This window comes from Pseudomonas sp. P106(2024), assembly GCF_057480815.1.
Window position 1 is genome coordinate 20,935 of record NZ_JBLIYU010000017.1, and the last position, 25,212, is coordinate 46,146.

A 25,212-nucleotide genomic window follows, 5' to 3' on the forward strand; every position below is an offset into this window, starting at 1 on the left:
GCTGCCGCCCCGCCTGTCTCAAGACATGCGCCAGGGCGGGCAACCATGGCCTGACAGGTTCGGCACGTTGCAACAAATGTGGGAGCGGCCTTGCGTCGCGATGCGCCGCGCGGGCGGCGCTCGATCTCATAGGCGAAACAACCCTTTCGGCGAACACATTGCCGCCGTTACTCCGCCTCCAGCTCGACCAGCACTGTCCCCTCGCTGACCATATCCCCCTCCTGGCAAAACAGCGCCTTCACCGTCCCGGAGTGGGGCGCCCGAATGCTGTGCTCCATTTTCATCGCCTCCAGCACCACCAGCGCGGTACCGGCCTCGACCACCTGCCCCGGCTCGACCAGCACCCGCACGATGCTGCCGTTCATGGGCGCGCCCAGCCCGCCCTGATGGCTGTGGCTGGCTTCTGCCGCCGCAATCGGGTCATGGGCGCTGATGGCGTGCAACTCGCCGGCCCATTGCAGGTACAAGGTGCCGCCCCGACGCACCGCCAGGTGACGACGGCGCAGGCCGTCCTGGTCATGACACAGCTGCTCCCCCTCCAGCCGATAAGTCGAAGGCGCGCTGCGCTCCAGTGCCACCGCCTGTTCATGCCCGTCGCACTGCAAATGCAGGCTGCTGCGCGCCGGCAAGCCCAGGCGCAGGCCATCGCGGGCCGCCCACGGTGAAGCGCGGTCGTCCTGGCGCTGCAGCGCTGGCTCGCCTTGCAGCCACGCCTCGGCGGCCGCCTCCCAGAACTGCGCCGGCAGCGCCTGGGGCGCAGGCAGCAGCACATCCTGGTGACGCGGGATGAACCCGGTATCCAGCTCCGCCTCGGCAAACGCCGGGTGTGCAAGGATGCGGCGCAGGAAGGCGATATTGGTCTTCAGCCCGCCAATGGCGAACTCATCGAGCATCGCCAGCAAGCGCAGGCGCGCCTGCTCGCGGTCCTGGCCCCAGGCAATCAGCTTGCCCAGCATCGGGTCGTAGAACGGCGACACCACGTCGCCCTCGCTGACGCCGCTGTCCACCCGGCGGCCTTCGCCCGGCGCCGACTCGCGGTACAGCGCCAGGGTGCCGGTGGCCGGCAGGAACTCGTTGGCCGGATCCTCCGCATACAGCCGCACCTCGATGGCATGGCCGATCAGCGGCACCTGCTCCTGGGTGAGCGGCAGCGGTTCGCCGCAGGCCACGCGGATCTGCCAGGCCACCAGGTCGAGCCCGGTGATGGCTTCGGTGACCGGATGCTCCACCTGCAGGCGGGTGTTCATCTCCATGAAGAAGAACTCGCCGCGGGCATCGAGCAGGAACTCGACGGTGCCGGCGCCCACGTAGCCGATGGCCTTGGCGGCGCGCACCGCGGCCTCGCCCATGGCCTTGCGCAGCTCGGGGGACAGGCCCGGCGCCGGGGCTTCCTCGACCACCTTCTGGTGGCGACGCTGGATCGAGCAGTCACGCTCGTTGAGGTACAGGCAGTTGCCGTGCTGGTCGGCGAACACCTGGATCTCCACATGACGCGGTTTGAGCACGTACTTCTCGACCAGCATCCGCGCATCGCCGAACGACGACTGCGCCTCGCGCTGCGCCGAGGCCAGGGCGTCGGCCAGCTGGCTCTCGTCCTCGACCACCTTCATGCCCTTGCCACCGCCCCCGGCACTGGCCTTGAGCAGTACCGGGTAGCCGATACGCTCGGCGGCGGCGCGGAAAGTCTCCAGGTCCTGGGCCTCGCCGTGGTAGCCCGGCACCAGCGGCACCCCGGCTTGCTCCATCAGTGCCTTGGCCGCCGACTTGCTGCCCATGGCATCGATGGCGCTGGCCGGTGGGCCGAGGAAGATCAGCCCGGCCTGCTCGATGGCGCGGGCAAAACCGGCGTTCTCCGACAGGAAGCCATAGCCCGGGTGGATCGCCTGGGCGCCGCTGGCCTTGGCCGCGGCGAGCAGCTTGTCGATCACCAGGTAGCTTTCGGCGGCCTTGGTGCCACCGAGGTCGACACGGATATCGGCCTCGCGACTGTGGCGCGCATCGCGGTCGGTGGCGCTGTGCACGGCCACGGTGGTCAGGCCCATGGCCTTGGCGGTGCGCATCACCCGGCAGGCGATCTCGCCGCGGTTGGCGACCAGCAGGGTGGTCAGCGTGGGTCGGCTCATGGGCGCGGCTCCTTGTTGTCTTGCCAGGCGGGGCGGCGTTTTTCCAGGAAAGCGCGCAGGCCTTCCTGGCCTTCGGCGCTGACGCGGATGCGGGCGATGGTGTTCTCGCAGTAGCGGCGCAGGGCCGGGCTCAGCTCGCCAGCGTCCACCTCGCGCAGCAGGTCCTTGGTGGCGCGCAGCGCCTGCGGGCTGTTGTGCAGCAGGTTGTCGACCCAGGCCTCGACCTGGGCGTCCAGCTCGCTGGCAGGGTACACCTCGGCCAGCAGGCCCAGCTCACGGGCGCGCACGCCGCTGAAGCGCTCGGCGGTTAGGGCGTAGCGGCGGGCGGCGCGCTCGCCGATGGCCTTGACCACGAACGGGCTGATCACCGCCGGGGCCAGGCCGATGCGCACTTCCGACAGGCACAGCTGCGCATCCTCGGCGCCGATGGCCATGTCGCAGCAGCTGATCAGCCCCAGCGCACCGCCGAAGGCCGCGCCTTGCACCACGGCCAGGGTCGGCGCCTTGAGCCGGTGCAGGGCATACATCAGCTCGCCCAGCTCGTGGGCGTCGTCCAGGTTGGTGTTGAAGTCCAGTTGCGCCGACTGCTGCATCCAGGCAAGGTCCGCGCCGGCACTGAAATGCCGGCCGCGGCCGCGCAGCACCACGAAACGCAGGCTGGCGTCCTCGGCCAGGCGGTCGAGGGCGACGATCAGTTCGCGGATCATCTGCGCGTTGAAGGCGTTGTTCTTGTCTTCCCGGCTCAGCCACAGGGTGGCGAAGCCGCGAGGGTCCTTGACCAGTTCAAGGGTGGCGAATTCGCTCATGGGTCACATCCGGAAAATGCCGAAGCGGCTCTGTTCGATCGGGGCGTTCAGCGCGGCGGACAACGCCAGGCCGAGCACATCGCGGGTCTGCGCCGGGTCGATGACGCCGTCGTCCCACAGCCGGGCGCTGGAGTAGTAGGGGTGGCCCTGGCGCTCGTACTGGTCGAGGATCGGCTGCTTGAGCTTCTTCTCGTCTTCGCTGCTGAACACTTCGCCACTGCGCTCGCTCTGTTCGCGCTTTACCTGGGCCAGCACGCCGGCCGCCTGCTCGGCGCCCATCACGCCGATGCGCGCGTTGGGCCACATCCACAGGAAGCGCGGGTCGTAGGCGCGGCCGCACATGCCGTAGTTGCCGGCGCCGAAGCTGCCGCCGATGATCACCGTGAACTTCGGCACCTGCGCACAGGCCACGGCAGTCACCAGCTTGGCGCCGTGCTTGGCGATGCCGCCTTCCTCGTACTTCTTGCCGACCATGAAACCTGTGATGTTCTGCAGGAACAGCAGCGGGATGCCGCGCTGGCAGGCCAGTTCGATGAAGTGCGCGCCTTTTTGCGCGGCCTCGGCGAAGAGGATGCCGTTGTTGGCCAGGATCGCCACCGGGTAGCCGTGCAGGTGGGCGAAGCCGCACACCAGGGTAGTGCCGAACAGTGCCTTGAACTCATCGAACACCGAACCGTCGACCAGGCGAGCGATCACCTCGCGCACGTCGAACGGCTGCTTGGCGTCGGCCGGGACCACGCCGTACAGCTCCTCGGCGTTGTACAACGGCGCGATCGGCGCCTGGCACTGCAGCTTGCCCTGCTTGTGCCAGTTGAGGTTGGCGACGCTGCGCCGGGCGATGGCCAGGGCGTGCTCGTCGTTGTCGGCATAATGGTCGGCCACGCCGCTGGTGCGGCAGTGCACGTCGGCGCCACCGAGGTCCTCGGCGCTGACCACTTCACCGGTCGCGGCCTTCACCAGCGGTGGGCCTGCCAGGAAGATGGTCGCCTGCTGGCGCACCATGATCGCCTCGTCGGCCATGGCCGGCACATAGGCGCCACCGGCGGTGCAGGAGCCCATCACCACGGCGATCTGCGGGATCCCCAGGGCACTCATGTTGGCCTGGTTGAAGAAGATCCGCCCGAAGTGCTCGCGGTCGGGGAACACTTCGTCCTGGCGCGGCAGGTTGGCGCCCCCGGAGTCCACCAGGTAGATGCACGGCAGGCGGTTCTGCAGGGCGATGGTCTGGGCGCGCAGGTGCTTTTTCACCGTCAGCGGGTAGTAGGAGCCGCCTTTGACCGTGGCGTCGTTGGCCACGATCATGCACTCCACGCCTTCGATCCGGCCGATGCCGGCGATCACGCCGGCGGCCGGCACGTCTTCGCCATAGACTTCATGGGCGGCCAGCTGGCCGATCTCGAGAAACGCCGAGCCTGGGTCGAGCAGGCGGTCGATACGCTCGCGGGGCAGCAGCTTGCCGCGCGAGGTGTGCCGCTCCTGGGCCTTCGGCCCGCCGCCCTGACTGACCTGGGCGAGCAGGCCGCGCAGGGCCTGGACCTGTTCGAGCATGGCCGCGCTGTTGGCGGCGAATTCCGCCGAGCGTGGGTTGATCTGGGTATGCAAGGTAGCCATGGACGCCGGTTCCTTGTGCTCAGCGGGTTTCGTTGAACAGTTCGCGGCCGATCAGCATCCGGCGGATCTCGCTGGTGCCGGCGCCGATCTCGTACAGTTTGGCGTCGCGCAACAGGCGCCCAGCCGGGAATTCATTGATGTAGCCGTTGCCGCCGAGGATCTGGATGGCCTCCAGGGCCATCTGCGTGGCGCGCTCGGCGGTGTAGAGGATCACCCCGGCGGCGTCCTTGCGGGTTGTTTCGGCGCGGTCGCAGGCCTGGGCCACGGCGTAAAGGTAGGCGCGGCTGGCGTTGAGCTGGGTGTACATGTCGGCGATCTTGCCCTGGATCAGCTGAAACTCGCCGATGCTCTGGCCGAACTGCTTGCGATCATGAATGTAGGGCACCACCAGGTCCATGCAGCTCTGCATGATGCCGGTGGGGCCGCCGGCGAGCACTACGCGCTCGTAGTCCAGGCCGCTCATCAGCACGCGCACGCCGCCGTTGAGCTGGCCGAGGATGTTTTCTTCCGGCACTTCGACGCCGTCGAAGAACAGCTCGCAGGTGTTGGAGCCGCGCATGCCGAGCTTGTCGAACTTGTTGCTGCGGCTGAAGCCTTTCCAGTCGCGCTCGACGATGAACGCGGTGATGCCGTGGGGGCCCTTGTCCAGGTCGGTCTTGGCGTAGATCACGTAGGTGTTGGCGTCGGGGCCGTTGGTGATCCAGGTCTTGCTGCCGTTGAGCACGTAGTGGTCGCCGCGTTTTTCGGCGCGCAGCTTCATCGATACCACATCAGAGCCGGCGTTGGGCTCGCTCATGGCCAGGGCGCCAATGTGTTCGCCGCTGATCAGCTTGGGCAGGTATTTGAGCTTCTGCTCGTGGGTGCCGTTGCGGTTGATCTGGTTGACGCACAGGTTGGAGTGGGCGCCGTACGACAGGGCCACCGAGGCCGAGGCGCGGCTGATCTCTTCCATCGACACCACGTGGGCCAGGTAGCCCAGGCCGGCGCCGCCGTATTCTTCCGGCACGGTGATACCCAGCAGGCCCATGTCGCCGAACTTGCGCCACATGTCGGCGGGGAACAGGTTGTCGTGGTCGATCTGCGCGGCACGCGGCGCCAGTTCGGCGGCGACGAAGGTGCGCACCTGGTCGCGGAGCATGTCGATGGTCTCGCCCAGGGCGAAGTTCAGGCTGGGGTAATGCATGTGCGGGCACCTTCTTGTTCTTGAAATGGGAGCGGTTGCTGCGGCGTTGTGGGAGCGGGCTTGCCCCGCGATGCCCGTCAGAACGGCCAGCGGTATTGCCTGGTCCGGCCTCATCGCGGGGCAAGCCCGCTCCCACAACGCCGTCATGTCTGCGGTTGACGTTAACGTAAACCTGCCTTCCGGGACTGTCAATCGCAACGTCACCTTTACGTAAACGTAAATCTGCGCCAGAGTAACGACCGCCTGCTTCAGTCATGCCCAGAACAACCACAAGAAGGGACAACCATGCCTCAACCAAGCTACACGCGCGGCCGTCAAGACAAACCCTTGCTCACCCTGACCATCGGCCAGGCCTTCGATGCCACCGTCGCCCTTCACGGCGAGCGCGAGGCGTTGGTGGTGCGCCACCAGGGAGTGCGCTACAGCTGGCGCGAGCTGGCCGCCGAGGTCGATGTGCACGCCCGGGCCTTGATGGCGCTGGGCGTGGAGGTGGGCGAGCGGGTCGGCATCTGGGCGCCCAACTGCGCCCAGTGGTGCATTCTGCAACTGGCCAGTGCCAAGGTCGGCGCCATCCTGGTCAACATCAATCCGGCCTATCGCGTGGGCGAGCTTGAATACGTGCTGCGCCAGTCCGGCTGCCGTTGGCTGGTGTGCGCCGATGCCTTCAAGTCCTCCAACTACCACGCGATGGTGCAGGCGTTGGTACCTGAGCTGGCGCTACATGCCGTGGGCGAGTTGGCCAGTGAGCGCCTGCCCGACCTGCGCGGGGTGATCAGCCTGGCCGCCGAGCCGCCCATGGGCTTCGTGCCCTGGACCGCGCTGGCTGGGCGGGCAGGGCAGGTGGAACCCGCCGTCTACGAAGCCCGGCAGCAGGGCCTGCAGTTCGACCAGCCGGTGAACATCCAGTACACCTCCGGCACCACTGGCGCGCCCAAGGGCGCGACCCTGAGCCACTATAACCTGCTCAACAACGGCTACATGGTCGGCGAGAGCCTGGGCCTGACCGAGCAGGACCGCATGGTGATCCCGGTGCCGCTGTACCACTGTTTCGGCATGGTCATGGGCAATCTCGGCTGCATCACCCACGGCAGCACCCTGATCTACCCCAACGACGCCTTCGACGCCGAACTCACCCTGCGCGCAGTGGCCGAGGAGCGCGCCAGCATCCTCTATGGCGTGCCGACCATGTTCATCGCCATGCTCGATCACCCCAGCCGCCCCGTGCTGGACCTGTCCACACTGCGCAGCGGCATCATGGCTGGCGCCACCTGCCCGATCGAGGTGATGCGCAAGGTCATCGAGCAGATGCACATGGCCGAGGTGCAGATCGCCTACGGCATGACCGAGACCAGCCCGGTGTCGCTGCAGACCGGCCCGGACGATGGCCTGGAGCTGCGCGTGACCACCGTGGGCCGCACCCAGCCGCAGCTGGAGACCAAGCTGGTGGACGCTGAAGGGCGCATCGTTGCCCGGGGCGAGATCGGCGAGCTGTGCACCCGGGGCTACAGCGTGATGCTCGGCTACTGGGACAACCTGCAGGCCACCCATGACGCCATCGACCCGGCCGGGTGGATGCACACCGGCGACCTGGCGGTGATGGACGACGAAGGCTACGTGCGCATCGTCGGGCGCAACAAGGACATGATCATTCGCGGTGGCGAGAACATCTATCCGCGCGAGCTTGAGGAGTTCTTCCACACCCACCCGGCGGTGGCCGAGGCGCAGGTGGTGGGGATTCCGTGCAGCAAGTATGGCGAGGAGGTGGTGGCGTGGATTCGCCTGCATCCTGGGCACAGTGCCACGGCGGACGAGTTGCAGCAGTGGTGCAAGGCGCGGCTGGCGCATTTCAAGACGCCACGGCATTTCCGTTTTGTCGATGAATTTCCGATGACGGTGACGGGGAAGGTGCAGAAGTTCCGGATGCGTGAGATCACCGTGGAGGAGCTGGGGGGCTAGGCATCGCCTTGTAGACCAGGTCGACCAGCTCGGCAAAGGTGGTGTAGGTCTGGACTTGATCGGGGATCAAGATGCCGAATGTTTCCTCCACGATGGCTTGCAGTTCCACCACGTCGAAACTGTCGGCGCCCAGTTCGTCCATGGCGATGTTCGGCCGGATCCGGTGCAGGCTCTGTTCGAGGAGGCCAGCGAGGATCCATTGCAGGTGGAAGGCGATGTAGAGGCGCGAGCGCATGCCGGAGGTGACCGTCAGAGGGTGGTGCTTCTCTGTACTTGGCTTCGTGATCGGGCGCCACTGGCAGAAATACCAGGTGTATCGGGCGCGGCTTTGTGCTTGTCAGGACCGGCCTCATCGCGGTGCACACCCGCTCCCACGCAGGCGACACGGCACTTGTGGGAGCGGGCTTGCCCGCGAGGGGCCGGTTCAGGCGGTCAACCTCTCACAACCTTGTCTATCCTCAAGCTTTCACTGGCGGCTCCTGGCTCGGCGGATCGCCCACGGTCGGCGGCACGGTTGGCTTGATCGGCAGCTCGTCCGGATCCTCCTCGGGCACCGGCGGCGGCAAGGTCGGGTCGTCGATGTTCGGGTCGGGTGTCTCCGGTGGAATGGGAATGTTCATGGGCCTGGCCTCGCGGGATGAATGAAGCGTTGTCGCAGGCTTTGACCCAGGCCTGCGCCCGACGCTCATTTTTTTTGAACCCCCGCGCGCCAACAGGGCTCTGAACCCTTACCGCCACCAGCCCAGGGGAGCAGGTCGATGTCTGGTAAAGAGCCGTTCGAAAGCGTGGCCATGGCTAACGATCACCCGGACCAGGCCATCAGCCTGGCCCAGGCGCTGCTGGCCCCGCGCATCGTGATCGAGGACGCAAGCCCGGTGCTCGACGGCGGCACCTTCGCCGCCAAGGCGGTGCGCGGGCACAAGGTCGAGGTGAGCGCCAAGGTCTACACCGACGGCCATGACCGCCTGGCGGTGAGCCTGAACTGGCGCCAGGCCCACAGCAGGCGCTGGCACTGCGTGGCAATGCACTCGCCGGGCAACGATCTGTGGCAGGCAGAGTTCACCCCCGCCGATCTGGGCTTGCACCTGTTCAGCATCGAGGCCTGGATCGACCCGTTCGCCACCTTCTGCCACGACCTGGAGAAGAAGTACGCCGCCGGTGTGGACGTGAGGCTCGAACTGGAGGAGGGCCGGCTGCTGCTGGGCCAGGGCATCGAGCGCAGCGACGGGCTGTTGCGCGAGCAGCTTGAACGGTTGCAACAGCGCCTGCCGGATTCGCCGGTGGATGACCAGGTGGCGTTGCTGTTGCATCCTGATGCCGCCCAGCTGATGGCCGAGGCCGAGCACCGCAGTTACCTCACCCGAAGCCGTGAGTTTCCCCTGGATGTGGACCGCGAGGCAGCACTGTTCGCCAGTTGGTACGAACTGTTTCCGCGATCGATCACCGACGATCCTGAACGTCATGGCACGTTCAATGACGTGCACCAGCGCCTGCCGATGATCCGCGACATGGGCTTCGACGTGCTGTACTTCCCGCCGATCCACCCCATCGGCATGAAGCACCGCAAGGGCCGCAACAATGCCTTGCAGGCCGAGCCCGGTGACCCCGGCAGCCCCTACGCCATCGGCAGCCCCGAGGGCGGGCACGATGCCATCCACCCGCAGCTGGGCAGCCGCGAGGACTTCCGCCGGCTGGTCGCCGCCGCCGCCGAGCATGGGCTGGAGATCGCCCTGGATTTCGCCATCCAGTGCTCCCAGGACCACCCCTGGCTCACGCAGCACCCCGGCTGGTTCAGCTGGCGGCCCGATGGCAGCATCCGCTACGCCGAGAACCCGCCGAAGAAGTACCAGGACATCGTCAACGTCGACTTCTATGCCCCTGAATCGGTGCCGAGCCTGTGGCTGGCCTTGCGCGACGTGGTGGTCGGCTGGGTGGAGGAGGGCGTGAAGACCTTCCGTGTCGACAACCCGCACACCAAGCCGCTGCCGTTCTGGCAATGGCTGATCGCCAATGTGCGTAGCCAGCACCCCGAGGTGATCTTCCTCGCCGAGGCCTTCACGCGCCCGGCGATGATGGCGCGCCTGGGCAAGGTGGGCTACGCGCAGAGCTACACCTACTTCACCTGGCGCAATACCAAGCAAGAGCTTCGTGAATACGTCGAGGAGCTCAACCAGCCGCCGTGGAGCCAGTGCTACCGGCCCAACTTCTTCGTCAACACGCCGGATATCAATCCGTTCTTCCTGCAGACCTCGGGCCGTGCCGGCTTTCTTATCCGCGCCGCGCTGGCGACCATGGGCTCGGGCCTCTGGGGCATGTACTCGGGTTTCGAGCTGTGTGAAGGCACGCCGCTGCCGGGCAAGGAGGAGTACCTGGATTCGGAGAAGTACGAGATCCGCCCGCGCGACTTCACCCAGCCCGGCAACATTGTCGCCGAGATCGCCCAGCTCAACCGAATCCGTCGGCAGAACCGCGCCCTGCAGACCCACCTGGGGGTGGTGTTCCTCAACTGCTGGAACGACAACATTCTCTACTTCGCCAAGCGCACGCCCGAGCGTGACAACTTCATCCTCGTGGCCATCAGCCTCGACCCGCACAATGCCCAGGAGGCCAGCTTCGAGTTGCCGCTATGGGAGCTGGGGCTGGACGATAACGCCGATACCCAGGGCGAGGATCTGATGAATGGCCACCGTTGGACCTGGCATGGCAAGACCCAGTGGATGCGCATCGAGCCGTGGCACCAGCCGTTTGGTATCTGGCGCATAGAAAAGCTGCGCTAATCCCCTGTAGGCGCGGCCTTGTGTCGCGAAAAGGCTGCAAAGCAGCCCCGGCAATATCTGCAGCGTCGCTGAAATCCTGGGGCCGCTTCGCGCCCCTTTCGCGACACAAGGCCGCTCATACAGGGTGCGTGTCGAACCGGAAATGAAAGGAGTCCCCAATGGCCAAGCGTTCCCGCCCGGCAGCCTTCATCGACGATCCGCTGTGGTACAAGGACGCAGTGATCTACCAACTGCACGTAAAATCGTTCTTCGACGCGAACAACGACGGCATCGGCGATTTCGCAGGCCTGATCGGCAAGCTCGACTACATCGCCGAACTGGGCGTCAACACCCTCTGGCTGCTGCCGTTCTATCCCTCGCCACGGCGCGACGACGGCTATGACATCGCCGAGTACAAGGCCGTGCACCCCGACTACGGCAGCATGGCCGACGCCAGGCGCTTCATCGCCGAGGCGCACAAGCGCGGCCTGCGGGTGATCACTGAGCTGGTCATCAACCACACCTCCGACCAGCACCCCTGGTTCCAGCGCGCCCGGCATGCCAAGCGTGGGAGCAAGGCCCGGGACTTCTACGTGTGGTCGGACGATGACCAGAAGTACGATGGCACGCGGATCATTTTCCTCGACACCGAGAAATCCAACTGGACCTGGGACCCGGTGGCCGGCCAGTACTTCTGGCACCGCTTCTACTCGCACCAGCCGGACCTCAATTTCGACAACCCGCAAGTGCTCAAGGCAGTAATCGGGGTGATGCGCTTCTGGCTCGACATCGGCGTCGATGGCCTGCGCCTGGACGCCATCCCCTACCTGATCGAGCGCGACGGCACCAATAACGAGAACCTCCCCGAAACCCACACCGTGCTCAAGGCCATCCGCGCCGAGATTGATGCCAACTACCCCGACCGCATGCTCCTGGCCGAGGCCAACCAGTGGCCCGAGGACACCCGCCCGTACTTCGGCGAGGGCGACGGCGACGAATGCCACATGGCCTTCCACTTCCCGTTGATGCCGCGCATGTACATGGCCCTGGCCATGGAAGACCGCTTCCCGATCACCGACATCCTGCGCCAGACCCCGGAGATCCCGGCCAACTGCCAGTGGGCGATCTTCCTGCGCAACCACGATGAGCTGACCCTGGAGATGGTCACCGACCGCGAGCGCGACTACCTGTGGAACTACTACGCCGAGGACCGCCGCGCACGCATCAACTTAGGAATTCGCCGGCGCTTGGCACCGCTGCTGCAACGCGACCGGCGGCGCATCGAGCTGCTCACCAGCCTGCTGCTGTCGATGCCCGGCACCCCGACCCTGTACTACGGCGACGAACTGGGCATGGGCGACAACATCTACCTGGGCGACCGCGATGGCGTGCGCACCCCCATGCAGTGGTCGCCGGACCGCAACGGCGGTTTCTCCCGGGCCGATCCGCAGCGCCTGGTGTTGCCGCCGATCATGGACCCGCTGTACGGTTACCAGACCATCAACGTCGAAGCCCAGGCCCACGACCCGCATTCGCTGCTCAATTGGAACCGCCGGCTGCTGGCGGTGCGCAAGCAGCAGAAGGCCTTTGGCCGTGGCAGTCTGAAGATGCTCACGCCGAGCAATCGCCGGGTGCTGGCGTACATCCGCGAATACACCGATGCCGACGGCAACAGCGAAATCGTGCTGTGCGTGGCCAACGTCTCGCGGGCGGCCCAGGCGGCGGAGTTGGAACTGTCGCAGTACGCCGACAAGGTGCCGGTGGAGATGCTTGGCGGCAGCGCCTTCCCGCCCATCGGCCAGCTGCCGTTCCTGTTGACCCTGCCGCCCTATGGCTTCTACTGGTTCGTGCTGGCCAGTCACGACCGCATGCCCAGCTGGCATGTCCAGCCTGCCGAGGGGCTGCCCGAGCTGACCACCCTGGTGCTGCGCAAGCGCATGGAGGAACTGCTCGAGTCGCCCTCCCGCGAAACCTTGCAGGCGTCGATCCTGCCGCAGTACCTGCCCAAGCGTCGCTGGTTCGCCGGCAAGGAAGGGCCGATCGACCAGGTGCGCCTGCGCTATGGCGTGCGCTTCGCCACCCCGGCGCTGCCGGTGCTGCTTGGCGAGCTGGAGGTGCACAGCGAAGGCGTGGTCACCCACTACCAACTGCCCTTCGGCCTGTTGCCAGAGGAGCAGATCAATGCCGCGCTGCCTCAGCAGCTGGCGCTGTCGCGGGTACGCCGCGGCCGGCAGGTGGGGCTGATCACCGATGCGTTCGTGCTTGAACCCTTCATCCGCGCCGTGCTCCAGGGCTGCCAGGACGGCCTGCGGCTGGGCTGTGGCGATGGCCTGGGCGAGTTGCGCTTCCACAGCACCGAGCAGTTGGCCGCGCTGCAGCTCGATGCGCAGAGCGAGGTGCGCTACCTGGGCGCCGAGCAATCCAACAGTTCGGTGGTGGTCGGTGGCAGTCTGGTGCTCAAGTTGATCCGTCGGGTCAATCCGGGCACTCACCCGGAGCTGGAGATGAGCGCCTACCTGACCGCCGCCGGCTTTGCCAATATCTCCCCGTTGCTGGCCTGGGTCAGTCGCGTGGATGAGAGCGAGCAGCCGCACCTGCTGATGATCGCCCAGGGCTACCTGAGCAATCAGGGTGATGCCTGGGACTGGACGCAGAACACCCTGGAGCGGGCGATCCGCGACCAGATGGAGCCCGGCAACGTCGAGCCGGAGGCGCATACCGATGCCCTGGCCGAGCTGACGGGGTTTGCCGCCTTGCTCGGCCAACGTCTGGGCGAGATGCACCTGCTGCTGGCCGCGCCGAGCGACGACACAGCGTTCCAGTCCCGCCCGAGCGATGCCAGGGACAGCGAGCGCTGGAGCCGGCAGATCAGCGCCGAACTGACCCGCGCCCTCGACCTGCTGGCCCAGCACCGTGACACCCTTGACCGCGACAGCCAGGCGCTGGTCGACGATCTGCAGCAACAGCGCGACGGCCTGCGTCAGCACGTCGACAACCTCGCCCGTCAAGCCCAGGGCGGCTTGCTGATGCGCGTGCACGGCGACCTGCACCTGGGCCAGGTACTGGTGGTGCAGGGCGATGCCTACCTGATCGATTTCGAGGGCGAGCCGGCGCGCCCGCTCGACGAGCGTCGGGCGAAGCACAGCCCGTACAAGGATGTCAGCGGCGTGCTGCGCTCCTTCGACTATGCTGCTGCGATGATCCTGCGCAGCGCCTCGGCGGTAGACCTCTCCGAGGCGGCGCGCCAGGCCCGCCAGCGGGTCGCCCGGCAGTACCTGCACCAGTCGCGTCACGCTTTCGTCGAGGCCTACGGGCTGGCCACCGCCGCCATGCCCCACGCCTGGCAGCAGGCCGAGGGCGAGCGCGCCGCGCTGGAACTGTTCTGCCTGGAGAAAGCCGCCTACGAAATCACCTATGAAGCCGAAAACCGGCCCAACTGGCTGGCCGTGCCTTTGCATGGCCTGCATGGACTGATCAGTACCTGGGGAGAGTCTTAAATGAATGCAACCACGCGTGACAACGGCGGCCTTCGGCAACGGGACCTCGATGCCCTGGCCCGCGCCGAGCACGCCGATCCATTCGCCGTGCTGGGTCCCCATGACGATGGGGCGGGCGGCCTGTTCGTCCGCGCTTTCCTGCCCAATGCCCTGAATGCACGCCTGCTGGCGCGCCATGACGGGCAGGTGCTTGCCGAAATGGTGCAGGGCAGCGTGCCGGGGCTGTTCACCGCGCACCTCGATGAGGCACGGGCCTACCTGCTGCAGATCGGCTGGGCCGGTGGCGAGCAGGTTACCGAGGATCCTTACAGCTTTGGTCCGCAACTGGGCGACATGGACCTCTACCTGTTCGCCGAAGGCAATCACCGCGACCTGTCCGGGCGTTTCGGCGCCCAGCCGACCGTGGTCGACGGTGTCGCGGGCGTGTGCTTTTCGGTGTGGGCGCCCAATGCCCGGCGGGTCTCGGTGGTCGGCGACTTCAACAACTGGGATGGCCGCCGTCACCCCATGCGCCTGCGCCACAGTGCCGGGGTGTGGGAACTGTTCGTGCCCAGGCTCGGCGTGGGCGAGACCTACAAGTTCGAGGTGCTGGGCGCGGACGGCGTGCTGCCGCTCAAGGCCGACCCCCTGGCCCGCGCCACTGAGCTGCCGCCGAGCACCGCCTCGAAGGTGGCCGGCGCCCTGGCCCACGACTGGCGCGACGGCCAGTGGATGGAGCAGCGTGCCCAGCGCCACGCCTACAGCGCGCCGCTGTCGATCTACGAATTGCACGCCGGCTCCTGGCGTTGCGAACTGGACGATGCCGGCGAAGTCGCGCGCTTCTACAACTGGCGCGAGCTGGCCGAGCGCCTGGTGCCCTACGTGCAGGAGCTGGGCTTCACCCATATCGAACTGATGCCGATCATGGAACACCCTTTCGGCGGCTCCTGGGGTTACCAGCCGCTGTCGCTGTTCGCGCCGACTTCGCGCTATGGCAGCGCCGAGGACTTCGCCTTCTTCGTCGATGCCTGCCACCAGGGTGGCATCGGCGTGATCCTCGATTGGGTGCCGGCGCATTTTCCCACCGACGAGCATGGCCTGGCGCGTTTCGACGGCACCGCCCTGTACGAGTACGACAACCCGCTGGAAGGCTTCCACCAGGACTGGAACACGTTGATCTACAACCTCGGGCGCAACGAGGTGCGCGGCTTCATGCTGGCCTCGGCGCTGCACTGGCTCAAGCACTTCCACATCGACGGCCTGCGCGTGGACGCAGTGGCCTCGATGCTCTACCGCGACTATTCGCGCAAGGCCGGCGAGTGGGTGCCCAACCGCCACGGCGGGCGCGAGAACCTCGAAGCCATCGACTTCATCCGCCACCTCAATGGTGTCGCCGCCCACGAAGCGCCGGGCGCGCTGATCATCGCCGAGGAATCCACCGCCTGGCCCGGGGTCAGCCAGCCGGTGCAGCAGGGCGGACTGGGTTTTGCCTACAAGTGGAACATGGGCTGGATGCACGACACCTTGCACTACATCCAGAACGACCCGGTGCACCGCACCTATCATCACAACGAGATGAGCTTCGGGCTGATCTACGCCTATTCCGAGCATTTCATCCTGCCGATTTCCCACGACGAAGTGGTTCACGGCAAGCACTCGCTGATCGACAAGATGCCCGGCGATCGCTGGCAGAAGTTCGCCAACCTGCGGGCGTACCTGGCGTTCATGTGGACCCACCCGGGCAAGAAGCTGCTGTTCATGGGCTGCGAGTTCGGCCAGTGGCGCGAGTGGAACCACGACCAGCAACTGGACTGGTACCTGCTGCAGTACTCCGAGCACCAGGGCGTGCAGAAGCTGGTGGCCGACCTCAACCGGCTGTACCGTGAACGGCCGGCGCTGCACGAACAGGACTGCCGGGCCCAGGGCTTCCAGTGGCTGATCGGCGACGATGCGCACAACAGTGTGTACGCCTGGTTGCGCTGGAGCAGCCAGGGCGAGCCGCTGTTGGTGGTGGCCAACTTCACCCCGGTGCCGCGGGAGGGCTACCGGATCGGCGTGCCGTTCGGTGAACGCTGGCAGGAGCTGCTCAACAGCGATGCCGGGCTGTATGCCGGATCGAATGTGGGGAATCTCGGCGGGGTGGCCAGCGAGGCGATCGCCAGCCATGGCCAGCCGTTATCGCTGGCGCTGAACCTGCCGCCATTGGGGGTATTGGTGATGAGCCCCGCCTGATGGCGGCGTCGCCAGTAGAGAGAGGGGCCATACTGAAACATCAGGACCCAAATTCATCCTTTTGCCATCAGGCCGGCGCGTCCTAGGCTAACCCACCTAGGCGCGCGACCTTTCCTACCAGAGGTGAAGCATGAATCCCACCTTGCCAATGCTGGGCCTTGGCTGGTTGCTGGCCCTGCCGCTGCAGGCGGCGCCCCTGCCAGGGCCGTTGCTGGCCGCCAATGACAGCAACAATCCATACAACAGCCCGATCATGCGCGCCAACCCCAACAGCCGCCAGGGCAGCGTGCCCGCCACGCCACCGGTGCGCGGCCCCTCCACGCAACCCAATCCGCGCCCGCCGACCCTGGACAACCGCGGTATCGGCAATGGCGACAACCTGCGGCGCGAGCAGCAAACCCCGAATCTGGAACCCACCCGGCCACCACGTGACACCCAGCGCGTGCCGTGAGCCCCTTCGAAGGAGTCGAGCATGACGCCACGCACCTTGATGATCTCCCTGGCGGCCGCCAGTCTGTTTCCCGTATTGGCCCAGGCGGCCGCCGAGCAGCAGTTTCCCAGCGAGGAGGGGCAACTGACCGTCAGTACCGTCGCCGACGGCCTGCGCAATCCATGGGCCCTGGCCTTCCTGCCGGGTGGCAAGGACATGCTGGTCAGCGAGCGCCCCGGCAACCTGCGTATTGTCAGCGCCGAGGGCAAGGTGGGCCCACCGCTCTCTGGCGTGCCCAAGGTGTGGGCCGAAGGGCAGGGCGGCCTGCTCGATGTGGTGTTGTCGCCGGACTTCGCCAAGGATCGAACGGTCTATCTGTCGTTCGCCGAGGAAGGCCCCGACGGCAAGGCCGGGACTGCGGTCGGCCGTGGCCAGCTGTCGCAGGACCGGGCGCGTCTGGAAAACTTCACGGTGATTTTCCGCCAGCAGCCCAAGCTCTCAGAAGGCAATCACTTCGGTTCGCGGCTGGTGTTCGACCGTGACGGCTACCTGTTCATCGCCCTGGGCGAGAACAACCAGCGGCCCACCGCCCAGGACCTGGACAAGCTGCAGGGCAAGGTCGTGCGTATCCTGCCCGATGGCGAAGTGCCCAAGGACAATCCCTTCGTCGGCCGCGACAACGTGCGCCCGCAGATCTGGTCGTTCGGCCACCGCAACCAGCAGGGCGCGGCCCTGAATCCCTGGACCGGGCAACTGTGGACCCACGAGCACGGCCCCCGTGGCGGCGACGAGATCAACATCCCGCGGCCAGGCAAGAACTACGGTTGGCCGATCGCCACCCACGGCATCAACTACTCGCTGTTGCCGATCCCGGAGGCCAAGGGCAAGCATGTCGAGGGCATGGTAGACCCGCACCATGTGTGGGAGAAATCGCCGGGCATCAGCGGCATGGCGTTCTATGACAGCCCGACCTTCAAGGCGTGGGACCACAACCTGTTCATCGGCGCGCTGGCGACCCGGGAGTTGATCCGCCTGCAGCTTGATGGCGACAAGATCGTGCATGAAGAGCGCCTGTTGGGCGACCTCAAGGCGCGGATCCGTGACGTGCGGGTTGGGCCGGATGGCTATGTGTATGTGCTGACCGATGCCAAGGATGGGGCATTGTTGAAGCTGGGGTTGAAAGACGATTGATGCCGGTGAGGACGTGTCGCGTGGCAGCAGGCGCGCCCGCGACAAGGCCGAAAGTGTCGTACCATGGCGGGCATGATGCCCGAATCCTTCTACCAGCAAGCACTCATCGAACGCGGTTTCTTTCCTGATCCGGCTCAGGCGGTGGCCGTCACTGCATTGCAGGGCTGCTTCGATGCCCTGGTCCAGGGCAAGCCGACCCAGGGCCTTTACCTCTGGGGCCCGGTCGGCCGCGGCAAGACCTGGTTGATGGACCTGTTCCACCGGTGCCTGCCGCTACCCGCCCGGCGCCAGCATTTCCACCACTTCATGGCCTGGGTCCACCAGCGCCTGTTCCAGCTCAACGGCACCGCCGACCCGCTCAAGGCCTTGGCTCGAGCGTTGGCCGGCGAGATCCGCGTCTTGTGTTTCGACGAGCTGTTCGTCAGCGATATCGGTGACGCGATCATCCTCGGACGGCTGTTCCAGGAGCTGTTCGACGAGGGCGTGGTGATCGTCGCCACGTCCAACCAGCCCCCCGATCAGTTGTATCGCGACGGTTTCAACCGTGAACGCTTCCTGCCGGCCATCGCCGCCATCGAGCGGCACATGCGGGTGCTGTCGGTGACTGGCGAGCAGGACCATCGCCTGCATCCAGGAGCGTGGCGGCAGCGCTACTGGGTGGCGCCGGCGGGAGCTGGCGGGGCGCTGGCTGCGGTGTTCGAACAGTTGAGCCCGGATGATCCCGGCAGCGAGCAGACCGTGCAGATCGGTTCGCGCCATGTGCGGGTCGTGCGCCACAGCCCCCGGGCGCTCTGGTGCCGATTCGCCGATCTGTGCGAGCAGCCCCTGGCCGCCATGGACTTCATGGCGTTGTGCGACCGTTTTCCGGCCATTCTGGTAAGTGACGTGCCGGCCCTGGGCGGCGTGCAACAGGCCGGGCGTATCGCCCGTGGCACCGAGGATGGCGCGGCCCGGGTCGAGGCCGGCGATCGCCAGCTGCCGACCCTGGCGCCCAAGGATGACAGCGTGCGCCGTTTCATCGCGCTGGTCGACGAGTGCTACGACCGTCGGGTGGCGTTGTACCTGGAGGCCGAGGTCCCGCTGGAAGCGCTCTACACTCAAGGATATCTGGCGTTCCCGTACCAACGGACCCTGAGCCGGCTACGGGAGATGCAACTGCAACGCTTCGCCTGAAGGAGCCGACCATGGAGCCGCTGTCGCATCATCTGCTGACCCAGGCCTACAACAATGGCTGGGCCAACCACCGCCTGTACAAGGCTTGCCTGCAACTGACCCAGGACGAGTTCGTCGCCCCCCGTTGCAGCTTCTTTCCCTCGATCAAGGCTACCCTCAACCACCTGTTGACGGTGGACTGGTTCTACCTGGATGCCCTGGAGTGCGAGCAGCGCGGTGAAGCTCCCGATCCGGATGGCGAGCGTTTCTTTGTGCCTGAGCAACCCTTTGCCACCTGCACCGACCTGCAAGCTCAGCAGGTTCAGGCCGATCAGCGACTGATCACCTATTGTCGGCAATTGCGTGACGACCAGCTCGGACGTTATGTCAGCATCGTGCGGCCAGAACGGATGCAGCATGAGTCGCGTCTGCGCTTGCTGTCGCACCTGTTCGAGCACCAGATCCACCACCGTGGCCAGGTCCACGCGATGCTCAGCGACACGGCGGTAAGGCCTCCGCAACTCGACGAGTTCTTCTGCGAGGAGGAGGCGTCGCTGCGCGCCGAGGACTTTGCCGCTCTGGGATGGAGCGAGGCGCAGATCTGGGCGCAGCGCTGAACGCTGCTCAGGGCGTTTCGCTGTCGGCCAGGTCGTGGGCGCCCTGAACCAATTGTTCCAATTGGTGATGCACCATGGCGCGGTCCATTTTTACCAGGGGCTGGCGGTTCCATAGCACATGCATGCCCGTGAGCGGATCGACTCCGAGCATGGGCTTGCAGAGTTCCTGGCAGAACAGGTTCTGCTGACCCCAGCATACGCCATCGATGGCGGGAAGTTCGATGAACATCAGTAACTGGTCGGCAGGGTGCTCGGTCACGTTGCACACATGGGGGCCTACCCGCAGGCTGATCACGGGCTCGAAGGCCACAGGGGGCTCCAGCTTCAAGGCCGCGTACAGCTGGGTCAGTGCATAGTCATAGTTCTTGCCTGGCATGGCGAGTTCTCGTTGGAGGGGGCCGCCACGGTAACGATCATGCCGCATGCTCGACTATCGGAGGCTGTCGTCGTTTTTTAGCTGTTGGCTTGCGTCCGCCTTCTGCCGTGCGCCAGGTTCCGTGAACTTCCTACAAGCAATGGCGAAATACCTCCACCCATACGAGGACAATCCCTGCGTTCAAGCATGGGAGGGCATCGTAGCCTATGGCCATGTCTACACCCGTTGAGCTTCGACGTGGTGTGTAAAGGGCTCTACGGGAAGTAAGGCCTGGTGCGAGAGGGATTTCTCCAGTTGAGGACTGGTGAGTGCAAGGGCGGCAGTTGGATGTTGTCGGGGCGGGTTTTGCATCCCAAGGGCAGGAAGGCTTCTACGCGATCATGACCGGTGAGCTGGCCGTACGCGAAAAAGACAATGTCATCGATCTACAGGCCGGCGAACTGCTATTCGTCAAGCGCGGCACCTACCTGGTGGCGATCCGATGGCAGGCGTGCCAAGTCCTGTGGCTGCCGCTGGATGTGAATTTCGTGCAGGCGTTCATGCAGCGTCACGGTAAGGAATTGAGCCATCTCGAGCGCTACGATAAACCCTGTGTGAATGCCCTGCGCCTTCAGCCCTGCAGCATGGCGCGGGAGTGCGTGACCCGTCTGGCGGCGCTCGGTGGCGAAGGGCCTGCGTCGATGCTGGCAATGCTGCGTCTTGAGGAGCTGCTGCTGTTGCTGGTGTTCGGGGCGCAAGGTCGGACGCTGCTGGCGGCTCTGCGCCAACAGGGCAATCGCCATGTTGATCGGCTGCACGCCTTCATGGAGCAGAACTACCTGCGCGAGTGGCGCCTGGACCAGTACGCCGAGGCCTTCGGGCTGGGCCTGACGGCGTTCAAGAGCCTGTTCTGCTCCTTCTACAACTGCTCGCCACGCGCCTGGATCACCGAACGTAGGATCGTCCATGCGCATCACCTGTTGCTTAACACGCGCATGAGCATTGTCGACATCGCCATGGAAAGCGGCTTTTCCAGCCAGTCGTATTTCAGCCAGAGCTACCGTCGGCGCTTCGGTTGCACGCCCAGCGACGCCCGTCGCTAGACGCCCCCCGACCTCGCATGGACAAGACCCGCATGAACAGACTTCCAATGCAGTTGGCCCGCCGCCTGGGCATGGCGCCCTGGCTGGCCGATGACGCTGGCAGCTACCACCTGTGCATCGATGGCCATGGCCTGTGGCTTGAACCGCGGGGCGTACAGCTGATGGTCCGCAGCTCGCTATCGTCGGTGGTCGGGCATGGCGCCAGTCTCGATCATCAGGCGCTGAGCCGCCTGATGGGCATGGTCACTGCCTGGGCTGCGCATTGCCCACAGCGGTTGGCGCTGACGCCTGACTCAGAGCTCATGCTCGAGGCTTGGATCGACGTGTCACAGGGCGATGTCGACACCCTCGAGCAGGTGCTTGGGGTTCAGGTCGCCCTGCTGAATGTCCTGTGCGTGCAACGCTGCAGCCAAACACCTGTGATTGTCCGAGGGCCCAGCGTATGGCTGCCATGAGATCGCTTGCCACCGGTTTGGCAGTCCTGCTGGTCAGTTTATTCGCCGAGGGCGAGCCGCTGGATTGGGCTGACGAGCCGTTCCACTATATCGCTCAGGGCGAGAGTCTGCGTGACGTGCTGACCAATTTTGCCGCCAACTACCAGGGTTTGGTGGTGGTCAGTGACAAGGTCAGGGACCAGGTGAGCGCCACGTTCGAGCAGCCGGATCCGCAGGCGTTTCTCGAGCAGGTCGCGGTGCTCTACAACCTGGCCTGGTACTACGACGGCGCGGTGCTGCATGTCGACAAATCGAGCGAAGTCCAGACACGGCTGATCCACCTGGACAAGGTGCGCGAGCCGCAACTGCGCGTCGCGCTCCAAGAAGGTGGTGGCTGGACCTCGCGCTTTGCCTGGCGCGCCGCAGCAAGTGGACGGCTGGTGTACGCGTCAGGACCGCCCCGCTATCTGGACCGGGTCGAGCAGACGGTCAAGGCCCTGGAGCAGCAGGCGAGTCTGCAGGACGAACTGGGCGGCAACCTCAGCGTCGAGGTGATCCCGCTCAGGCATGCGATGGCCGAGGATCGTGAGATCGACTATCGCGATCAGAAGGTGGCGGTGCCTGGCGTGGCCACGATCCTCTCCCGGGTGCTGGCCGATGCCAATGTGGTGTCGGTGGAAGGCCAATCCATGGGGGAGGGGGCACAGGTTCGCGCAGGTCGGGCCGTGGTCCAGGCCGAGCCGTCGCTCAATGCCATCATCGTGCGTGATCACGCCGAGCGCCTGCCCATGTATCGACGGCTGGTGATGGCGTTGGACCGGCCTGCTGCTCGGATCGAGGTAGGCCTGACAATCCTCGATATCAACGCTGAACACCTGGATGAGCTGGGCGTGGAGTGGCAGTTCGGTATCGGCAAGCATCAGCTGGTGGACCTTCGTACCCGAGCGGGCGTATCGGAAACCACGTTGACCGGCAGCCTGGTAGATAGTCGGGGCTTGAACCGGCTGTTGGCCAAGGTGACCCTGATGCAGGGCGAGGGCCATGCCCAGGTGGTGTCGCGACCGACCTTGCTGACCCAGGAAAATACCCTGGCGGTGATTGATCACAGTGAAACCTACTATGTACGGGTGATGGGTGAACGCGTTGCCGAGCTCAAGGCGATCACCTACGGCACCTTGCTGAAGATGACGCCACGTCTGATCCGCAGTGCGGACCGGCCGGAAATCAGCCTTAGCCTGCATATCGAGGACGGCAGCCAGAAGCCCAACAGCACCGGGCCCGACGGCATCCCCACCATCAGCCGCACGGTCATCGACACGCTGGCCCGGGTCGATCTCGGACAGAGCCTGATGATCGGCGGCATCCATCGCGACGAGACCAGCGAAAGCATCCGCAAGGTCCCGCTGCTGGGTGACATTCCCTTCCTGGGCGCCTTGTTCCGTTATCAGTCGAGCAACACCCGTCGTTCGGTCCGGCTGTTCCTGATCGAGCCGAGGCTGATTGATTCCGGGCTTGGCGAGCGTGCCTGAAATGACCTGGAAATTGCGGATCTACAGTGGTCTGAATGCCGGCGCCGAGGTGTCCTTGATGTCGGGGCGGGTGGTCATCGGTGCCGATCCTGCCCTGGCCGACCTGGTCCTGGTGGATACAGGCATCGCTGCCGTGCACCTGGTGCTGATGGTCGAGCCCCATGGCGTGCGCCTGCTGGAGTGGGGGTCGGCTGAACCACCTACCCAGGACGGGCGGGAGGTGGCTGCGGATGTCGAGCTGCAGGCCTTGGCGATTCAAGGTTGTGGTCCGTTGCGCTGGGCATTTGGCAACCAGGACGAAGTGTTCAGCGAGCGGCTTGTGGTGCAGGCCCCTGCGCCCTGGATAGGGCGCGGCTGGTTCATGGTGCCCGGCGCCGGTCTGATCTTGCTGCTCGTTTTGCTTACCCGATTGTTGGTGCCCGAGGCAGAGGCACAGGACACGCCGGCAGCAGTGATTGCCCCAGTCGAGCAACCCGCTCAACCCCAGGAGCAAGCCCGGACGCGGCTGGCGCAGCTGCTGCGCGACTGGCGACTGGAGGATGCCTTGAGCGTGTCGGACCAGGGGCACGCCCTGGTGTTGCGCGGGGCGCTGCGCGAGCGCCAGCTTCAGGACTACCAGAACCTTCAGCGACAGTACCGCGAGGCATTTGGCGACTACCCGTCGTTGCGGTTGGTCGACGAGGGCAGGGCACCTTCCGCGAAACTCGATTTCCCTGTTCGAGGCGTTTCACTGGGGCGGTTGCCTTACGTGACGCTGACCGACAACCGCCGTTATCCAGTGGGGGCACTGATGCCCTCCGGCATTCGCATCCTGGCCATCGATGGGCAGGCGATCACGCTGAGCAAGGGCGGTCGGGACTATGTGATCAACCTGAAGGAGAGACCGGCGGATGATGGATGAACTCATGCGGGAGGTGCGTGACCGACGCAAGCAGGCACGCATGTTCTCCGTGCTGGAGCACGCACGGCAGGCCTGCGCCAGGCAGCTGTCTGAGCCGCTGCCACCCCCTGCGTTCCAGCGCTTGCACCACCAACTGGCAGCCCTTGACGCAGCCTTGAAGATACTCGAAAAACTGGAGGAATACTGAAATGACAACGATCAGCAGCGGGTTCCACGACGGTACCAGCAACACCATGGACATGGTCCACGAGGGCATGGTCAAGCAGGCAAGGCAGGCCAACAAGGCGGTTCTCGACTCCCTGCAGAAGCTCAACGAGAAAAGTGACGATCCCGCTTTGCTGGCTGATATGCGTCATCGCTCGAACATCTGGTCGAACGTGTTCCAGGTCGACGCGACCCTGGGCCAGACCTTCAAGAACACCATCAGCAGCATTCTGCAGAAGTTCTGAGCATGAACCATTCCGTGAACAATCTGCTGGCCCGCCTGGGCCTGCTGGGTGTCGAGCATCGTCACCATGAAGAGGCGCTTTGCATCGCGCAGTGGCTGGCCCGGGAGCCTGAGACAATGGAAGCTGCCTGTGCGATACGTACTGCCTGCCTGATGGGGCTGGGGCGTTGCGAAGAAGCCTTGGCGCAGGGCAACCAGGCGCCTTGGCCATCGCTGGGGCCTTGGTTGGCGCTGTGTGAGCGTCAGTTGGGCTATATGGCAGCCCTCGAGCGGCGGCTTGAGGGCATGGCGCAGAGCGGTAATCCTGATCTGGTTCACTTTGCCCAGGGCATGCGCGCCCAGGTGGTGGCATGAGTCCGCTGGCCTCGACGCTTGTGTTTGCTGGACAAGGTGCACAGATCGCGATGCACGTGCACAGCGATCAGGATGCTGCCGAGTTCCAGGCAAGCCTTGTTGAACATCAACCTCGCGAGCAGGTGTATTCGGAACTGACACAGCAAACGAGGCTGCAAGTGTTCGCCATGGCGATGGACCTGCTGAATGATTCCTTCACGGTGGAGGGCGGCTCATGAGTGGTATCACCGAGGTGACCCAGATGGTCACCGATCTGCAGTCGCTGGCGGCACCGGCTGCCGACTCCCGGCAGGTGGCCGAGTTCGAGCAAGCGCTATCCGGCGCCTCCGGCAGCCCCGGGGATGGACTGCTGCACCAGATAGGTCAGCTCCACCAGCAGCATGCAGAAGCCCGGCTGAGCGCGCAGGCCAGTCTGGTCTCGCGCACGGGGGATCCCGTGGCACTGATGGATGCTCACTGGGCACTGATTCGCACAAACCTGCAGGTGGAGTTGATCGCCAAGGGCGTGGGGCGCACCACGCAGAACATCGAAACTCTCATGAAAGCCCAGTAGGT

The 25,212-nt window shown here is 65.4% G+C and carries 24 protein-coding genes; 17 read left to right on the forward strand and 7 right to left on the reverse strand.

Annotated elements, in window-relative coordinates:
* Positions 1-167: 167 nt before the first annotated feature.
* From AC25M7_RS21750 to AC25M7_RS21765, 4 genes are read right to left on the reverse strand one after another with little or no spacing between them, the layout of a single operon-like run.
* On the reverse strand, positions 168-2,123 hold the full coding sequence (locus tag AC25M7_RS21750; RefSeq protein ID WP_486971457.1) for an acetyl/propionyl/methylcrotonyl-CoA carboxylase subunit alpha: 1,956 nt from the start codon (positions 2,121-2,123) through the stop codon (positions 168-170).
* Complete coding sequence (locus tag AC25M7_RS21755) at positions 2,120-2,929, reverse strand: gamma-carboxygeranoyl-CoA hydratase (protein ID WP_028692514.1); 810 nt, start codon at positions 2,927-2,929, stop codon at positions 2,120-2,122. Before AC25M7_RS21755 ends, AC25M7_RS21750 begins: the two co-directional genes overlap by 4 nt.
* A gap of 3 nt (positions 2,930-2,932) precedes the next feature.
* On the reverse strand, positions 2,933-4,540 hold the full coding sequence (locus AC25M7_RS21760) for a carboxyl transferase domain-containing protein (RefSeq protein WP_069016852.1): 1,608 nt from the start codon (positions 4,538-4,540) through the stop codon (positions 2,933-2,935).
* Between the two features lie 19 nt (positions 4,541-4,559).
* Positions 4,560-5,723: an isovaleryl-CoA dehydrogenase gene (locus AC25M7_RS21765; protein WP_028692512.1), complete on the reverse strand. Its 1,164-nt coding sequence runs from the start codon at positions 5,721-5,723 to the stop codon at positions 4,560-4,562.
* Positions 5,724-6,008: 285 nt separating this feature from the next.
* On the opposite strand from AC25M7_RS21765, the gene AC25M7_RS21770 reads away from it, so the two are divergent.
* Entirely contained in the window at positions 6,009-7,679 is a 1,671-nt protein-coding gene (locus AC25M7_RS21770; protein ID WP_307944885.1) for an AMP-binding protein, read from the forward strand.
* Here the strand turns inward: AC25M7_RS21770 and AC25M7_RS21775 are convergent.
* Positions 7,654-7,914, reverse strand: a complete 261-nt coding sequence (locus tag AC25M7_RS21775) for an acyl carrier protein (protein WP_062361090.1) — start codon at positions 7,912-7,914, stop codon at positions 7,654-7,656. The genes AC25M7_RS21770 and AC25M7_RS21775 overlap by 26 nt on opposite strands.
* 223 nt (positions 7,915-8,137) lie before the next feature.
* Entirely contained in the window at positions 8,138-8,299 is a 162-nt protein-coding gene (locus tag AC25M7_RS21780) for a hypothetical protein (RefSeq protein ID WP_167388392.1), read from the reverse strand.
* Between the two features lie 138 nt (positions 8,300-8,437).
* Between AC25M7_RS21780 and AC25M7_RS21785 the strand changes: the two genes are divergently transcribed.
* The 7 genes from AC25M7_RS21785 (at position 8,438) to AC25M7_RS21815 (ending at position 19,533) form a co-directional block, all read left to right on the forward strand.
* Positions 8,438-10,456 carry an alpha-1,4-glucan--maltose-1-phosphate maltosyltransferase gene (locus AC25M7_RS21785; RefSeq protein ID WP_486971458.1) on the forward strand — a complete coding sequence of 673 codons (2,019 nt, stop codon included), beginning with the start codon at positions 8,438-8,440 and terminating at the stop codon, positions 10,454-10,456.
* 158 nt (positions 10,457-10,614) lie between these two features.
* Positions 10,615-13,932, forward strand: coding sequence for a maltose alpha-D-glucosyltransferase (gene treS, locus AC25M7_RS21790; protein WP_069016849.1), 3,318 nt, complete (start codon positions 10,615-10,617; stop codon positions 13,930-13,932).
* Complete coding sequence (gene glgB, locus AC25M7_RS21795; RefSeq protein WP_028692507.1) at positions 13,933-16,143, forward strand: 1,4-alpha-glucan branching protein GlgB; 2,211 nt, start codon at positions 13,933-13,935, stop codon at positions 16,141-16,143.
* Positions 16,144-16,273: 130 nt separating this feature from the next.
* Positions 16,274-16,594 (forward strand): hypothetical protein, encoded by a 321-nt coding sequence (locus AC25M7_RS21800; RefSeq protein ID WP_028692506.1) that lies wholly within the window; start codon positions 16,274-16,276, stop codon positions 16,592-16,594.
* 21 nt (positions 16,595-16,615) lie between these two features.
* Positions 16,616-17,764 carry a PQQ-dependent sugar dehydrogenase gene (locus tag AC25M7_RS21805; RefSeq protein ID WP_486971459.1) on the forward strand — a complete coding sequence of 383 codons (1,149 nt, stop codon included), beginning with the start codon at positions 16,616-16,618 and terminating at the stop codon, positions 17,762-17,764.
* 72 nt (positions 17,765-17,836) lie between these two features.
* Positions 17,837-18,937 (forward strand): cell division protein ZapE, encoded by a 1,101-nt coding sequence (gene zapE, locus AC25M7_RS21810; protein WP_486971478.1) that lies wholly within the window; start codon positions 17,837-17,839, stop codon positions 18,935-18,937.
* Between the two features lie 11 nt (positions 18,938-18,948).
* Positions 18,949-19,533 (forward strand): DinB family protein, encoded by a 585-nt coding sequence (locus AC25M7_RS21815; protein WP_028692503.1) that lies wholly within the window; start codon positions 18,949-18,951, stop codon positions 19,531-19,533.
* 7 nt (positions 19,534-19,540) lie between these two features.
* Here the strand turns inward: AC25M7_RS21815 and AC25M7_RS21820 are convergent, their stop codons facing one another.
* A complete protein-coding gene (locus AC25M7_RS21820; RefSeq protein WP_028692502.1) occupies positions 19,541-19,909 on the reverse strand; it encodes a CesT family type III secretion system chaperone in 369 nt (122 codons plus the stop codon).
* A gap of 308 nt (positions 19,910-20,217) precedes the next feature.
* Here AC25M7_RS21820 and AC25M7_RS21825 point away from each other — a divergent pair, with 308 nt between their 5' ends.
* Genes AC25M7_RS21825 through sctI form a run of 9 tightly spaced genes read left to right on the forward strand, consistent with a single transcriptional unit; the run spans position 20,218 to position 25,210 of the window.
* The gene (locus AC25M7_RS21825) at positions 20,218-20,991 is read left to right on the forward strand and encodes a helix-turn-helix transcriptional regulator (protein ID WP_028692501.1); all 774 of its coding nucleotides are present in this window, start codon (positions 20,218-20,220) and stop codon (positions 20,989-20,991) included.
* Between the two features lie 32 nt (positions 20,992-21,023).
* On the forward strand, positions 21,024-21,446 hold the full coding sequence (locus tag AC25M7_RS21830; protein WP_036986666.1) for a CesT family type III secretion system chaperone: 423 nt from the start codon (positions 21,024-21,026) through the stop codon (positions 21,444-21,446).
* Complete coding sequence (gene sctC / locus AC25M7_RS21835) at positions 21,443-22,954, forward strand: type III secretion system outer membrane ring subunit SctC (RefSeq protein ID WP_486971460.1); 1,512 nt, start codon at positions 21,443-21,445, stop codon at positions 22,952-22,954. Before AC25M7_RS21830 ends, sctC begins: the two co-directional genes overlap by 4 nt.
* Before the next feature lies 1 nt (position 22,955).
* On the forward strand, positions 22,956-23,855 hold the full coding sequence (gene sctD / locus AC25M7_RS21840) for a type III secretion system inner membrane ring subunit SctD (protein WP_062361107.1): 900 nt from the start codon (positions 22,956-22,958) through the stop codon (positions 23,853-23,855).
* Positions 23,845-24,042, forward strand: a complete 198-nt coding sequence (locus tag AC25M7_RS21845; protein WP_028692500.1) for an EscE/YscE/SsaE family type III secretion system needle protein co-chaperone — start codon at positions 23,845-23,847, stop codon at positions 24,040-24,042. The genes sctD and AC25M7_RS21845 overlap by 11 nt, the downstream gene beginning before the upstream one ends.
* A gap of 1 nt (position 24,043) precedes the next feature.
* Positions 24,044-24,304 carry an EscF/YscF/HrpA family type III secretion system needle major subunit gene (locus tag AC25M7_RS21850; protein WP_028692499.1) on the forward strand — a complete coding sequence of 87 codons (261 nt, stop codon included), beginning with the start codon at positions 24,044-24,046 and terminating at the stop codon, positions 24,302-24,304.
* Between the two features lie 2 nt (positions 24,305-24,306).
* A complete protein-coding gene (locus AC25M7_RS21855; RefSeq protein ID WP_028692498.1) occupies positions 24,307-24,657 on the forward strand; it encodes a YscG family type III secretion system chaperone in 351 nt (116 codons plus the stop codon).
* Complete coding sequence (locus tag AC25M7_RS21860; protein ID WP_062361109.1) at positions 24,654-24,875, forward strand: hypothetical protein; 222 nt, start codon at positions 24,654-24,656, stop codon at positions 24,873-24,875. The genes AC25M7_RS21855 and AC25M7_RS21860 overlap by 4 nt, the downstream gene beginning before the upstream one ends.
* The gene (sctI, locus tag AC25M7_RS21865; protein ID WP_028692496.1) at positions 24,872-25,210 is read left to right on the forward strand and encodes a type III secretion system inner rod subunit SctI; all 339 of its coding nucleotides are present in this window, start codon (positions 24,872-24,874) and stop codon (positions 25,208-25,210) included. The genes AC25M7_RS21860 and sctI overlap by 4 nt, the downstream gene beginning before the upstream one ends.
* The last annotated feature ends 2 nt before the right edge of the window (positions 25,211-25,212 follow it).